Here is a 13,981-nt window from a genome sequence, read left to right on the forward strand (position 1 = left end):
ATATTATTTATAAAGCAAAACAAAATATGGACAATAAGGTTAGAATTACAATAGTAGGACTTGGTGGTGTAGGTGGATTTTATGGTGGACTATTAGCTCATAAATACGAGCAAAGTAATGATGTTGAGATTTGTTTTGTAGCAAGAGGAGAGCATTTAAAGCAAATCAAAGCAAAAGGAATTACCGTTATTTCGGGGGATGATACAATTGTAGGTAAACCACATTTAGCTACAGATAACTTCACTGAAATAGGGCATACGGATTATTTAATCATGGCTACAAAAGGCTATGACTTAGAGGATACGTTAGAAAAAATGAAAGTATGTGTTTCTAAGAATACCGTTATTTTACCTTTATTGAATGGGGTAGAAGCGTATGAGAAACTGCACAACTATTTTGATGAAGCAACAGTATGGGAAGGGTGTACTTATATTGTTTCTCGTTTAAAAGAAGCGGGAGTTATTGAAAACCCAAGTGGTCGTCAAAAAGTGTTGTTTGGTATCGATAATAACATTACTGATGCGATGATACAGTTGCAGACAATCATGAAAGATGCCGGTATTAAAGCGATAACTTCTGATAAGATTAGCACAGAAATATGGGAAAAGTATATTTTAGTCTCTGCTTCGGCAACAGCAACGTCTTATTATAATTGCCCAATTGGGGTTATAATGAAAGACCACAGAGAACAGGTAGTAGCATTGTTAACGGAAGCTGAACAGATTGCTATTGGTAAAGGTGTTCATTTAGAAGATAATATTGTCAGTGTTATTGAAGACCGTTTAAGCGCTATTCCATACGAATCAACGACGTCTATGCACAGTGATTTCTTAGCTGGTAAGGAGCACAATGAATTAAACATCATGAGTGGATATATGGTAGAACAAGGTAAAGAACTGCGTTTAGAAACGCCTGTGTACACTAAAATGTTTGAGTCCCTACAAATGCGAAAAGGAAAGAACTATTTAAAATAAAAATACAAAAGCCTCTGTCGATTAAACAGAGGCTTTTGTGTTTTTAGAAGAATATTACTTCTTACTTTCTTTTGTTTTATCAGTTGCTGTATCATTTTCTTTGTGCATTCCTTCCATTAGTTTCATAAACGACTCTTGTTGATTGCGCATATCTTCTTGCATTGACTTCATTAGCTCCATCATATCATTTGCAAAGAAACTTTCGCTTTCTTGTTCCTGTAGCATACTTCCAAATGGGTTTTGCGCAAAAGCAGCACTTGAGGCAGTAGGGTTGATTCCTCCAATTTCTAAATACTTTTCGCCATTATCTTTGTGGTGGATAACAACAGAAAAAGGATTTATTCCCATTGAATTGTATTCCGATTTAGACTGAGATGAACCTCTTTCATCTTTAAATTGTGTTTTAATAGCAATCATTTCTCCTTTATTATTACGCTTTACGCCTGAGAAAACGAGGTTTGCTATCTTTTCATCATTAACTTCTTTTTTTATCTGCTCTAATTCACTATCTTTAGTATTCTTATTAATCTGATACTCGATAGTAGTATTCTTAACTTTAAAATCCTTTTGCTCTTGGGCGTTCACTACAGTAAGACCTAAGAGAGTAAAAGCAAATAAAAATGAAAACTTTAAGTGTTTACTTAAATTGCGGTAAGTGTTAATGCATCTTTCCATAATACCTTGTTTTTATTAGTGATTATAATTTATAAGTTTATCAGCTAATTTAATTAATATAGTTTTAAAATAATTATAAAAGCTGACTATTGAGTGTTAAAATAAAAATTGAGTATGAAAGAAAATTTGATAAAAGATAGTGTAATAATACAAACAGAATCTACAAAGATATTGTCTGATTATGCCTATCCAGCAAGTGATGAGAAGTTGCCTTTAGTAATATTTTGTCACGGTTACAAAGGGTTTAAAGATTGGGGAGCTTGGCATATTGCGATGGATTATATTGCTAATTCAGGTTGCTTTGTTGTAAAGTTCAACTTTACATTAAACGGTACAACAATCGATAACCCTACTGAATTTGACGATTTAGAGGCCTTTGGACACAATACCTATACACAAGAACAAAATGACCTTACAGAGGTTATAAATCACTATAAAAAGTTATCTCAGGTAGATGCTGCGAATATCTATTTGATTGGACACAGTAGAGGGGGAGGAGCTGTTGTTTTACAAGGCTATCACAATGCCGATGTTAAAGGTGTAATTACTTGGGCTGGTGTATCTGACTTCAGAAAGCGTTTTCCACACGGGGCTCGCTTTGAAGAATGGAAAGAACAAGGTGTTTTTTACAGTGAAAATGGGCGTACAAAACAGCAAATGCCTCACTATTTTACCTTTTGGGAGGATTATGAGGAAAATGAAAAGGTCTTAAACGTACAAACAGCAGCACAGCATTTAAAGAAGCCTACGCTAATTGTACAAGGTACAAATGATCCGGCCGTAAATTTGAAAGAAGCACAATTGTTGCATCAATGGATCTCAAGTTCACTCTTAGATGTAATTGATGGTGCAGATCACGTATTTGGTGCTAAACACCCGTATACAGAAAAGAAATTACCAAAGCACTTACAACAAGTAGCAGAAGATACAGCGAAGTTTATTCAAGATACGAAGAACAATTAGTCTTCCTTATAAAAACAAAAAGGGGTTATTTTACACTGTAAAATAACCCCTTTTTTATAGGTTTTACTATTTTTTAGATTTCGCTTTTACCGCAGTAGTAACATTTTCTTGCCTCTAAAAGTAATTGGAATTGTACTCCAAATAAAATAGATGCGATTACTAAGTGTGCTGCTTGTGAACCAAATGGGAAGTGTACGTAGTACATTAAAACTCCTGTAAACACCTCTAAGATTAATAAAATCATTACCCATTTCATTTTCTCAAATCCTAATCCTAATTTTCTATTGATATAGAATAAATACATATTTAAGAATAGAACGATGAAAGAGAAACTTCTGTGGATGTAGAACTCAATCGTTGGATTGTTTAACCATAAGTATTCGTTTCCAATTCCAGCTTTCACTTGCTCATCAATAAACTCTCTTACTTGTGTTCCAAGAACTACTTGTCCTAAAGTCATAATCAACGAGATAACTAATAGTACTCTAAACTTACCATCGTATTGTTTAATCACTGTTTGGTCTTTAGCTGCTCTAATAATAGCAATAATTAAAGCTACAATTACTAAAGCCATCACCATATGCGTTGTAATCTTGAATGGATTAAGCACTGAATAAACAACAGTTGCACCTAACCAAGCTTGGAATCCCATTAAGAACACCACTAACCAAGAAGCTAAAGTAATGCCCTTACGTGTTTTCCAAAAAGAGAAAGAAGCAATAGCCATAACTAAACAAGCTAAGCCAGCTAAAGCACCACATAATCTATTAACATATTCTGTCCACGTGTGCTTTGCATTAAATTCCGCATAATCGTGGCGTGTATATTTCTCCCAATGACTTTCATCGTAGCTATCTGTCGTTGTAAACGTTTCTTTCGCTTTCCACAAACTGCTCTCGTGAATAATCATTTGCCCTTTTTCAAAATCGTGGTTAGGGTGCCATTGAATTACTTCAATATCCGTTGGTGGAATGTAGTAACCAAAACACTTTGGCCAATCTGGACATCCCATACCAGAACCAGTCATTCTCACAGCAGCTCCTGCAAAAATTACCAAGTAAACTAATATTAGGGAAGTCTTAGCTAAGGGTAAAAAATAGCTTTTCATATTATTTTGTAAATTATTTATTGACAACGTTTAATCCCATTTTAGTAGCTTTCTTAAGCATATACTCATAAGCAGCATCGTACTCATTCGGTATAACACCTTCTAAAATAGCTTCCTTAATAGACTCTTTCAAAGAACCAATCTCTCTACACGGTTTTAAACCAAAGATCTCCATAATTTCTTCTCCCGTAATAGGTGGTTGGAAGTTACGAACGTGGTCGCGCTCTTCAACTTCTACAATCTTATCTCTTACAATTTTGAAGTTATTGTGGTATTTTTTGAACTTGTTAGGGTTCTTAGTCGTAATATCCGCTTCACACAATGTCATTAAGTCTTCCACATTTTCTCCAGCGTCAAAAACTAAACGACGTACAGCAGAATCCGTTACTTCTTTTTGAGCTAAAACAATAGGTCTTGAACTCATAGCCACCATTTTCTGTACAAACTTCATCTTTTGGTTTAACGGCATATGTAAACGAGTAAATATCGTTTTTACCATTTTCCCTCCTAAGAATTCGTGTCCGTGGAAAGTCCATCCATTTCTTTTAGAAAAGCGCTTTGTAGGTGCTTTTCCAATATCGTGTAAAAGAGCAGACCATCTCAACCACAAGTCGTCTGTGTTAGGACAGATATTATCAACTACCTCAAGAGAGTGGTAGAAGTTATTTTTATGTGTATGACCTTCAATTTCTTCTACTTGATTCAATGCTGTTAATTCAGGTAAGATCAAATCTAAAAGTCCTGTTTTATAAAGCAATAAAAATCCTTTAGAAGGTTTATCAGCCATTAATATTTTATTCAACTCATCTACAATACGTTCACCAGAAATAATTTCTAAGCGTTTGTGATTTGCTGTAATCGATTCAAATGATTTTTCTTCAATGATAAAGTCTAACTGTGTAGCAAAGCGAATAGCACGCATCATTCTCAAAGGATCATCAGAATAAGTAATATCTGGATCAAGAGGAGTACGTATAATTTTATTCGCTAAATCTTCAACCCCATTAAAAGGATCTACAAGTGTACCAAAGTTGTCCTTGTTTAAAGAAAGAGCCAAGGCGTTAATCGTAAAATCACGTCTATTTTGGTCGTCTTCTAAAGTCCCATCTTCCACAACCGGTTTACGGCTATCAAAGTGATATGACTCTTTTCGCGCACCTACAAATTCTACATCAATATCTTCATAGCGAAGCATTGCAGTACCGTAATTTTTAAATACTTGAACTTTTGGTTTGTTTGGTAAAAGCTGTGAAACTTTCAGCGCTAATTCAATTCCACTGCCAACAGCAACAATGTCAATATCTTTTTTAGAATCACGTTTTAATAAAAAGTCTCTTACAAAGCCACCAATAACGTAGCAATCGACATTTAATTCTTGGGCTGCTGTTGAAACATAATCAAATATCGAATGTGTTAAGGCTTCTTTATATATAGGGGTCTCGTTCATGGTAAAATGAAAACTATTATTATTTTCTAATAATAGTAACTTGGTTGTTTTCTTTTAGTTTAATAATTGTTGAAGGCTTTACATACTTCATCTCGTCACGACGCAAATTTACGACATAATCAACTCCGTCAATTATCTCTTTTGAAATTTCCTTGAAATTACTTGGTGATGGTGCCCCACTTATATTAGCTGAAGTAGAAACTAAAGGTCGTTTCATACGCTCGATTAATCTAAAACAGAAAGGTTCATTTACAATGCGAATACCCAATGAATTGTCGCTTGAAATAACTTCTTTCGCTACATTCTTAGGATTGTCAAGAATCAATGTTGTCGGTTTTTCACTACAATCAAGGATTTCCCAAGCTACCTCTGGAACATTGTTAAATACGTTGTGAAATAAACGATCTCCGTTTACTAATACAATCATACTTTTTGATTCTGCACGCTTTTTAAGCGCATATATTTTTTTAACGGCCTCAGGATTACTGGCATCACATCCAATTCCCCAAACAGTATCTGTAGGGTAAAGAATTATACCTCCGTTTTTAATTACTTCGTAAGCTTTATGTACTTCTTGTTGGATATCTTCCATTGTGTTTTGTATTGTTAAAAAGGCATTCGTAAATGCGAGGCTAAAAGTACAAAAAATATAAAATAGTATGAGGCCATAATCCGTATTAAAGTCGATAAACAAAGGAAAAAGGTAAGAATTATGTTATATTTAAGAATTGGTGATTAATTTTACTTTAAATTTAAGACCGAGTTATTAGGCAAGAACTAATTTTGTAAGGATATGAGCAACAAGATAAAGAAAGAATTCAATAAAGAAGAAATATTAAAAATGTATGCCGAAGTGTCGAAAAACACTTTAATGGAAACATTAGAAATAGAATATATAGATGCGGGGCCTGATTTTTTAGTGGCTAAAATGCCCGTAAATCCTCGTGTACATCAACCCATGGGATTATTGCACGGTGGTGCTTCTGTTGCCTTAGCAGAAAGCTTAGGAAGCGGGGCGTCATTGATGTTGATTGATCCTAAAACACAAGAAATTAGAGGAATAGAAATCTCAGCTAATCACGTGAAAAGCAAGCGTGCAGGACACGTTTTTGGTACAGCAAGACTTTTGCACAGAGGTAGAACGGTACACTTATGGGAAATCCGTATTACAGACGAGAATGACGTCTTAGTTTCTATTTGTAAAATCACTAATATAGTTATAGATAAAACGAAATAATGTATTTATTCAAATGTTTAGCGAAACAGTTTGCTGACAAAAAACCTTTTGCTGTTTATCGCAAACCTAATTCTTCTGTTGGAATTGGGTTATTTCAGAAAACGTACACTTTACACCAAGTTGAAACTTTTGAGGAAAATGGTTTTGTATTAGCTCCTTTTTACGAGGGAGTTAAACTACTTATTCCTTTGGCAGAATCAGCAATTTTGACAGAGCAACTTGAAAACCAATCTATTGATTTACCAGAAATAACATTAAACTATCAAGATAGAGAGGCTGGGGAAGCTTTTGAGAACTTGGTAACGAGATGTATTACAGCTATTGAAGAAGGACAATTTGCAAAGGTAGTCCCTTCCCGTAAAGAGGCAGTTCCGTTTGAACTTGTCGATGTTTGTGCTTTATTTCAAAAGATAGCTTCTACTTATCCAACAGCATTTTGCTCAATGGTTTACCACCCTGAAGTTGGTTTATGGGTAGGTGCTACACCAGAAAGCTTATTGTCTATAAAGGGAGATAAGTTGCACACAATGGCCTTAGCTGGTACACAAGTAAACCACGGGCAAGGAGAAGTCGTTTGGGGAGTAAAAGAACAAGAAGAACAGAAGTATGTAACTGATTTTATTGTGGAAACACTTAATCCATTTGCTACAAATGTGGTTACGTCAGAACCATTTACAAAGCGCGCTGCGAAAGTGATGCATATTTGCACAACTGTAGAAGCAAGCTTAAAGCAAACCGATTTAGAGCCTATTGTTAAGGCTTTACATCCAACACCAGCAGTATGTGGTATGCCAAAGAAGGAAGCAAGAGAATACTTGCTTAAAGAGGAGGGATACAATAGAAAATATTACGCTGGGTATTTAGGGGAACTAAATTGTGACGTAGCTGCTCAAGAAATAGAAGGAACAGATTTATATGTAAACCTGCGTTGTATGGAGATTGAGCAAGGATTTGCCAATTTGTACATTGGATGTGGTGTTACTAAAGATAGCGATCCTCAAAGTGAGTTTATAGAAACGGTGAACAAATCTTCTACAATGAAGAAAATACTTCATTAACCAATTTTACTCTTAGGTTAATGAACTTATAAGCAAGTAGAGTAGTAGTACTTTATTGCACGAATGGTCAGTCAGAAGTTAGCCTAAGCTTAGCTTTTGATTAGCCTGTATCAAACAAGAATAAACAATATAGAATGAAAGTAGATATATTAGCCTTTGGTGCTCATCCAGACGATGTAGAATTGGGAGCAGGGGCAACAATTGCAAAAGAAATAGACTTAGGAAAAACAGTAGCTATTGTCGATTTGACAAGAGGAGAACTTGGAACAAGAGGCTCTGCTGAGATTCGCCACCAAGAAGCGACAGCAGCGGCTGCAATCTTAGGCGTACAATACAGAGAGAATCTTGCATTTAGAGATGGATTCTTTGTAAACGATGAACAACATCAATTAGAGGTTATTAAAATGATCCGTAAATACCGTCCAGAGATTGTTTTGTGTAATGCAATTGACGATCGGCATATAGACCACGGAAAAGGTAGTAAACTTGTTTCTGATGCTTGCTTTTTATCAGGATTGCGCAAGATTGAAACAACGGTAGATGGAGTAGAACAAGAAGCTTGGAGACCTAAGGTTGTTTACCACTATATTCAGTGGAAAAACATAGAACCAGACTTTGTTGTTGACGTAACTGGCTATATGGACAAAAAGGTAGAATCAGTATTAGCATACGGGACACAGTTTTTTGATAAAAATTCGAAAGAACCGACAACGCCAATCACTTCACAAAACTTCTTAGATAGCATTACTTATCGTGCGCAGGACCTGGGAAGGCTAATAAATAAAGATTTTGCAGAAGGATTTACAGTTGAAAGATATTTAGCAGTCAATACGTTAGCAGATTTAGTGTAAATTTTTTACGAAAAAGCTTGACAAGTATAGAAAAAGCGCTAAATTTGCAACCGTTAAACAGATACACGGTGACTATAGCTCAGTTGGTTAGAGCGTCGGATTGTGGTTCCGAAGGCCGTGGGTTCGAGACCCATTAGTCACCCAACTTACATTAAGTAAGCGTTTAACACGGTGGTTATAGCTCAGCTGGTTAGAGCGTCGGATTGTGGTTCCGAAGGTCGTGGGTTCGAAACCCATTAATCACCCTACTTTTTAAGAAGAAATATTTACACGGTGACTATAGCTCAGTTGGTTAGAGCGTCGGATTGTGGTTCCGAAGGCCGTGGGTTCGAGACCCATTAGTCACCCAAACTTCTTAAAGTAAATAATATACACGGTGACTATAGCTCAGTTGGTTAGAGCGTCGGATTGTGGTTCCGAAGGCCGTGGGTTCGAGACCCATTAGTCACCCAACCAAAGGATATCTTGTAAAAGGTATCCTTTTTTTTGTGCTTTTTCATTTTAGTATCTCTTTTTTATATTCCTAAATTTAATAATTACTTTCTCTTACATCTCAGCAAACACAAGGCTTACAGCTATTTTATTTACACCTTGTTCGAGACAAGTTCGACACAACGCCCACATTCGCTCGGAAACAAGGGGTGTTTTCCGAACATCTCTCGAATTTGTGTGGTGTCAGTCTCGAATAAGTTACGACTATAATTCAAGCAGTAGTTAAGTTATAACAAACGGATATTTATGTTTTATTAGGATATCAAAGAACTTAGCAAGCTTGTATTGGGTTGATAAGCAAAACAAATGTCTGTTATATCTATTGCAAAAGTAGGAATAGCCTAAACATAGAAATTGACAAAGCGGTTATTTTGACATCATATGCTATCATCTGCTATCAAATGACATCATATGCACTATAAACTCCGTCCCGCTTTTTTACATAATTTCCTCCAAACCCTTATGAACAAAGGGATTGAAAGGGTTTTAAATGACATTTAGTCGCAATTAAGCCGTAAATAAGTCGTAATTACCTCACCTAAAGGCCTTTTTCGCGAACGAATTACGACTTAATTCCGAGGTAATTACGACTTAATGCCGTTTGAGATAGTAACGAATACTGTTTAAGGTCAGTGTTTATAAGGGATTGAGATGGTTTTCTATAAAAGTGTAAATAAATATTTCTTATTACTTCATTTGAAAGGTTCTTAAAGAAGCCCTATTAAATAGTGCGTATAGTATTTAAAAAATGAAGAAAATACTTTGAGCAAATAGGATCTATTCTTTGAAGTATAGTAAATTATAAAAAAACAAAGCTGTTTTTTGAAAGAAAAAAGGCATTGCTGAAAAACAATGCCTTAATTTTATTTTAAGATCAAAATCAATAAAACAGTCAATGCAATACACTTTAACGAGAGAAATGTAAACGATTGTAGTTCTACTTTTCTATTGATTAAAGTTGCTATCACTAAAGTTGGTAGTAAAAACACACCAACGACCATAGGGATAAATAAGTTGTCGTAAATCCATTCAAACGGAGTAGAAGTGTAGGCTTCGATAACATACAAACTTCTCATTATCCATAAAATAAGATTAATAGAACAAAGGATAAACAAACTGATGTCTATTGTTTTAATCCATTTCATTTTTAATTTCATGGCTTAATTAGTTTAGGACGCTCAGGAGCATTTAATATTTTCCACGCTGTAGCAAAAGCAAGTTTAGTTCGCTGTGTTAGCAGATGCATATCAATTTTATCAAAGGTATCTCCAGGAAGGTGATAATCTTCGTGTGTCCCGTTAAAATAAAACATAGCAGGTACTTTGTGCTTAGCAAAGCTATAATGGTCAGAACGGTAGTAGATTTGCTCCGGATGGTCTTCTGCATTGTACGCATAATCTAAATCAAGATTAACTGATTCTTTGTTAGCTTGTTCAGACATTTCCTTTAACTCTAAACTCAATTTATCTGCACCAACTACATATACATAATCACTATCTCCTTTGTATTCTTTTCCTTTTCTACCAATCATATCAATATTAATATTGGCAATTGTGTTTTTTAAAGGAATAATCGGATTTTCTACATAATAACGCGAACCATACAAACCAAATTCTTCTCCTGTTACGTGTAAAAATAACACAGAGCGCTTAGGTTTAATGCCTTCATTAGCAAGAGATTTGAATACACGCGCTAATTCCATTACGGCCACCGTACCAGAACCATTGTCATCAGCCCCGTTATATATTTGTCCCATTAAGATTCCCAAATGATCATAATGTGCTGTAATCACAAGTACTTCATCTGGCTTTTCACTACCTTCAATAAAAGCCCAAATATTCTCACTATCCTTTAACTTCATTTGTGCCTTTGACATAAACGAAGCAGGAACTACTTGTGTATAGCTATCCGCTTGATTAGGAAAGGAAATATTGCGTTGTTTATAGTAATTAACGATATAATCAGTAGCCTTTTTTTGTCCCTTTTCACCTGTACGACGACCTTCAAAATCATCAGCAGTGATCACTTTTAAATGCTTCGCCAACGTGTCTTGGTTAACCATTTCCCAATAAGAAGTTTGGGGTTGAGTTGCATCAACAGTAGGGTGAGATGTTTTACAGCTTGTAAACGAAAGAGTTAGTCCTAAAACACTTAATAGGAATGTGCTTTTTCTCATGGTTTGATAGTCTAATTGTTTTGGTAAAGATAGTCATATTGATAAATTGGATGTTAGATTTTTGATTTATTACATTAGTGTTATCTTTGTTCAAACTAAAAAATCAATGAGTAAAGTTGTTTTTATTACCGGAGGTTCGTCTGGAATTGGAAAATCTGTTGGAGAGTTTCTTACTTTGAAAGGATACAAAGTATATGGAACCAGTAGAAACCCTGAAAGGGTAGTGGAAAGTAAGTTTCCTCTTGTGAAATTAGATGTACGTAATACAGAGAGCATTGTTACTTCTGTCAATGAAGTATTGGCGATAGAAGGACACATAGATGTTTTAATCAATAACGCAGGAGTGGGAATTACTGGACCAATAGAGGAGATTCCGGCTGAAGAGATATTCAATAACTTTCAGACAAATGTGTTTGGACCAATTGAAGTGATTAAAGCAGTACTTCCTTCTATGCGTAAAAGAAAACAAGGGTTAATTATCAATGTAACGTCTATTGCAGGTTATATGGGATTGCCTTTTAGAGGTATCTATTCTTCTTCAAAAAGTGCGTTAGAAATAATAACAGAATCATTGAGAATGGAGTTAAAACCATTCAATATTGAAGTTACTAATGTGGCACCTGGAGATTTTGCCACCAATATAGCGTCTGGTCGCTACCACGCACCAGTAATAGAAAACTCGGATTATAAGGAGATTTACAAAATGTCATTAGATATGATGGATGAACACGTAGATGCAGGAAATAATCCAATTGAAATGGCGCAAGCTATTTATAAAGTGATAAATACGCCTAAACCAGATGTGCGTTATAAAGTAGGGGAACCATTACAAAAGTTCTCTCTATTCCTTAAAAAAATACTGCCAGGGAAAACTTATGAAAAATTGCTAATGAAGCATTATAAGATCAAAGGGTAAAAAATGTCAATTAAAATGGGGTATTAGCAATATTTTAATTGTACTTTTGACATACAACATAACATAATATAATAGTATATCATTATGAAGTTTTTTATTGACACGGCTAATTTAGATCAGATTAAAGAGGCTGAAGCACTGGGAGTGTTAGATGGAGTTACAACTAACCCTTCTTTAATGGCTAAAGAAGGTATCACAGGGGCGGAAAACATTTTAAATCATTACAAATCAATCTGTGAGATTGTAGATGGTGATGTAAGTGCAGAAGTAATTTCTGTAGATTACGAAGGAATGATTAGAGAAGGAGAACAGCTTGCAGCTTTACATCCACAAATTGTCGTTAAATTACCTATGACAAAAGAGGGAATTAAAGCTTGTAAATACTTTTCTTCTAAGGGAATTAAGACAAACGTTACTTTAGTATTCTCTGCTGGGCAAGCTTTATTAGCTGCTAAAGCTGGAGCTACTTACGTTTCTCCATTTATCGGTAGATTAGATGATATCTCTACTGATGGATTAATTCTTATCCAAGAAATCCGCCAAATCTATGATAACTACGGATTTAATACTGAAATATTAGCAGCGTCTGTACGTCACACTATGCACATTGTAAACTGTGCTAAAATTGGTGCTGATGTTATGACTGGGCCATTGAGCGCTATCTTAGGATTGTTAAAACACCCTTTGACTGACAATGGATTAGCTCAGTTCTTAGCAGATTACGCTAAAGGAAATAAATAAGAAGGAAATTCTTATACACATTACAAACTACAAACTATTAAAAGACAGCTTTCGGGCTGTCTTTTTTTTTGTACTAATTTTCTTCTTTGTTTTATAAGAGGATTTTAGAGAAATTAAGTAGTACAGATAACTACCTAAAGTGATTTTATCATTAATTAACAGCGGTTTTTCCACAAAAATTACTAATTTAAAACTTTGAAATAAAAAAGTAATTTACAGTATGGAATTATTGCTTACAGAGATAAAGAATAAGGTTGGAATTATAACACTAAATTCAGAGAGAACGCTAAACTCTTTGAATTATCCAATGGCTGATGCGTTGACAAAAGTATTAGAGGATTGGAAAACGAATGATGATATTGCTTGTGTTTTCTTACAAGGCGCAGGTGAAAAGGCTTTTTGTGCAGGAGGAGATGTTCGTCAGATGCACGATGCTATTATAGAACAACGTCAAATAGACGGAACAAAAGTACCTCAAAAGTGTTTCGATTTCTTTTTAAAAGAATATCAATTAGATTATAATATACACAAATACCCTAAGCCTATCGTAGTGTGGGGAAGTGGCATTGTTATGGGAGGAGGAATGGGCTTATTAGTTGGCGCTTCTCACCGTATTGTTACTGAAAAAAGTAAATTAGCGATGCCAGAGGTGACCATTGGGTTGTATCCAGATGTAGGGGCTACTTATTTTCTAAATCGTATGCCGTCTGCTTATGGTGTTTATTTAGGGGTAACAGGTACTCGCTTAGATGGAGCCGATGCGTTATTTCTAAATTTAGCAGATTATTATATGGCATCATCAGAAAAAGAAGTTGTTATTGATGCTTTAGCTGCTGCTGATTGGACTAAAGACCACAAAGCGACTATAGATGCTATTTTAGAGAATGTGGCTCGTAAAACGGCTAAACCTGTTTCTCAAGCACAAGAACACCAAGAATTTATAAAGCTATTTGAATCAGCAGAAACGATTCAGCAATTCAGAGAAGTACTGCTATCCTATGAAGCGAAAGACGAATGGATAGAAGGGGGATTAAAAACGTTTATGGCAGGTTCACCAAGTTCGACTCACGTTATTTTTAGACAGTTAAATTCAAATAAGAATATGTCTTTAGCAGATGTCTTCCGTTCAGAGTTAAATATGTCTTGCCAATGTTCTATACATCCTGATTTTGCAGAAGGTGTTAGAGCCTTGTTAGTTGACAAAGACCAATCGCCCAAATGGCAACCTGCTACTTTTGAAGAAGTAACAGCAGAGTGGGTAGATAGTTATTTTACACCTTTATGGACAGCAGATACGCATCCGTTAAAACACTTAGTATAAATTATAAGCGAACTTTTGAGTT

The 13,981-nt window shown here is 35.2% G+C and carries 14 protein-coding genes and 4 tRNA genes; 12 read left to right on the plus strand and 6 right to left on the minus strand.

The window, feature by feature from the left end; all coding sequences use genetic code 11:
* Nucleotides 1-26: 26 nt before the first annotated feature.
* Nucleotides 27-974: a ketopantoate reductase family protein gene (locus tag GQS07_RS11045; RefSeq protein WP_158210856.1), complete on the plus strand. Its 948-nt coding sequence runs from the start codon at nt 27-29 to the stop codon at nt 972-974.
* A 54-nt stretch (nt 975-1,028) separates the two neighbouring features.
* Here the strand turns inward: GQS07_RS11045 and GQS07_RS11050 are convergent, their stop codons facing one another.
* Nucleotides 1,029-1,649: a hypothetical protein gene (locus tag GQS07_RS11050; RefSeq protein ID WP_158210857.1), complete on the minus strand. Its 621-nt coding sequence runs from the start codon at nt 1,647-1,649 to the stop codon at nt 1,029-1,031.
* A gap of 114 nt (nt 1,650-1,763) precedes the next feature.
* Between GQS07_RS11050 and GQS07_RS11055 the strand changes: the two genes are divergently transcribed.
* Nucleotides 1,764-2,612, plus strand: a complete 849-nt coding sequence (locus GQS07_RS11055) for an alpha/beta hydrolase family protein (RefSeq protein ID WP_158210858.1) — start codon at nt 1,764-1,766, stop codon at nt 2,610-2,612.
* A gap of 73 nt (nt 2,613-2,685) precedes the next feature.
* Here the strand turns inward: GQS07_RS11055 and GQS07_RS11060 are convergent, their stop codons facing one another.
* From GQS07_RS11060 to GQS07_RS11070, 3 genes are read right to left on the minus strand one after another with little or no spacing between them, the layout of a single operon-like run.
* Nucleotides 2,686-3,720 carry a COX15/CtaA family protein gene (locus GQS07_RS11060; protein WP_158210859.1) on the minus strand — a complete coding sequence of 345 codons (1,035 nt, stop codon included), beginning with the start codon at nt 3,718-3,720 and terminating at the stop codon, nt 2,686-2,688.
* A 13-nt stretch (nt 3,721-3,733) separates the two neighbouring features.
* Nucleotides 3,734-5,167 carry a CCA tRNA nucleotidyltransferase gene (locus tag GQS07_RS11065; protein ID WP_158210860.1) on the minus strand — a complete coding sequence of 478 codons (1,434 nt, stop codon included), beginning with the start codon at nt 5,165-5,167 and terminating at the stop codon, nt 3,734-3,736.
* 19 nt (nt 5,168-5,186) lie between these two features.
* Nucleotides 5,187-5,759, minus strand: a complete 573-nt coding sequence (locus tag GQS07_RS11070; RefSeq protein ID WP_158210861.1) for an L-threonylcarbamoyladenylate synthase — start codon at nt 5,757-5,759, stop codon at nt 5,187-5,189.
* Between the two features lie 201 nt (nt 5,760-5,960).
* Here GQS07_RS11070 and GQS07_RS11075 point away from each other — a divergent pair, with 201 nt between their 5' ends.
* From GQS07_RS11075 to GQS07_RS11105, 7 genes are all read left to right on the plus strand, one after another.
* Nucleotides 5,961-6,404: a PaaI family thioesterase gene (locus GQS07_RS11075; protein WP_158210862.1), complete on the plus strand. Its 444-nt coding sequence runs from the start codon at nt 5,961-5,963 to the stop codon at nt 6,402-6,404.
* Complete coding sequence (locus tag GQS07_RS11080; RefSeq protein ID WP_158210863.1) at nt 6,404-7,462, plus strand: chorismate-binding protein; 1,059 nt, start codon at nt 6,404-6,406, stop codon at nt 7,460-7,462. Before GQS07_RS11075 ends, GQS07_RS11080 begins: the two co-directional genes overlap by 1 nt.
* Before the next feature lie 134 nt (nt 7,463-7,596).
* Nucleotides 7,597-8,313 (plus strand): bacillithiol biosynthesis deacetylase BshB1, encoded by a 717-nt coding sequence (gene bshB1, locus GQS07_RS11085; RefSeq protein WP_158210864.1) that lies wholly within the window; start codon nt 7,597-7,599, stop codon nt 8,311-8,313.
* Nucleotides 8,314-8,381: 68 nt separating this feature from the next.
* Nucleotides 8,382-8,455, plus strand: a tRNA-His gene (locus GQS07_RS11090).
* A 29-nt stretch (nt 8,456-8,484) separates the two neighbouring features.
* Nucleotides 8,485-8,558, plus strand: a tRNA-His gene (locus GQS07_RS11095).
* A gap of 28 nt (nt 8,559-8,586) precedes the next feature.
* A tRNA-His gene (locus tag GQS07_RS11100) sits at nt 8,587-8,660 on the plus strand.
* Between the two features lie 29 nt (nt 8,661-8,689).
* A tRNA-His gene (locus GQS07_RS11105) sits at nt 8,690-8,763 on the plus strand.
* 905 nt (nt 8,764-9,668) lie between these two features.
* Here GQS07_RS11105 and GQS07_RS11110 read toward each other — a convergent pair.
* Nucleotides 9,669-9,962 carry a hypothetical protein gene (locus tag GQS07_RS11110; protein WP_158210865.1) on the minus strand — a complete coding sequence of 98 codons (294 nt, stop codon included), beginning with the start codon at nt 9,960-9,962 and terminating at the stop codon, nt 9,669-9,671.
* On the minus strand, nt 9,959-10,981 hold the full coding sequence (locus GQS07_RS11115; protein ID WP_158210866.1) for a M28 family metallopeptidase: 1,023 nt from the start codon (nt 10,979-10,981) through the stop codon (nt 9,959-9,961). Before GQS07_RS11115 ends, GQS07_RS11110 begins: the two co-directional genes overlap by 4 nt.
* A 106-nt stretch (nt 10,982-11,087) precedes the next feature.
* On the opposite strand from GQS07_RS11115, the gene GQS07_RS11120 reads away from it, so the two are divergent.
* The 3 genes from GQS07_RS11120 (at nt 11,088) to GQS07_RS11130 (ending at nt 13,959) form a co-directional block, all read left to right on the plus strand.
* Complete coding sequence (locus GQS07_RS11120) at nt 11,088-11,897, plus strand: SDR family oxidoreductase (RefSeq protein ID WP_158210867.1); 810 nt, start codon at nt 11,088-11,090, stop codon at nt 11,895-11,897.
* Nucleotides 11,898-11,981: 84 nt separating this feature from the next.
* Nucleotides 11,982-12,638 (plus strand): fructose-6-phosphate aldolase, encoded by a 657-nt coding sequence (fsa, locus tag GQS07_RS11125; protein ID WP_090408407.1) that lies wholly within the window; start codon nt 11,982-11,984, stop codon nt 12,636-12,638.
* Between the two features lie 220 nt (nt 12,639-12,858).
* Nucleotides 12,859-13,959, plus strand: coding sequence for an enoyl-CoA hydratase/isomerase family protein (locus tag GQS07_RS11130; protein ID WP_158210868.1), 1,101 nt, complete (start codon nt 12,859-12,861; stop codon nt 13,957-13,959).
* The last annotated feature ends 22 nt before the right edge of the window (nt 13,960-13,981 follow it).

Source organism: Myroides phaeus, assembly GCF_009799805.1.
In the GTDB taxonomy this organism is placed as follows: domain Bacteria; phylum Bacteroidota; class Bacteroidia; order Flavobacteriales; family Flavobacteriaceae; genus Flavobacterium; species Flavobacterium phaeum_A.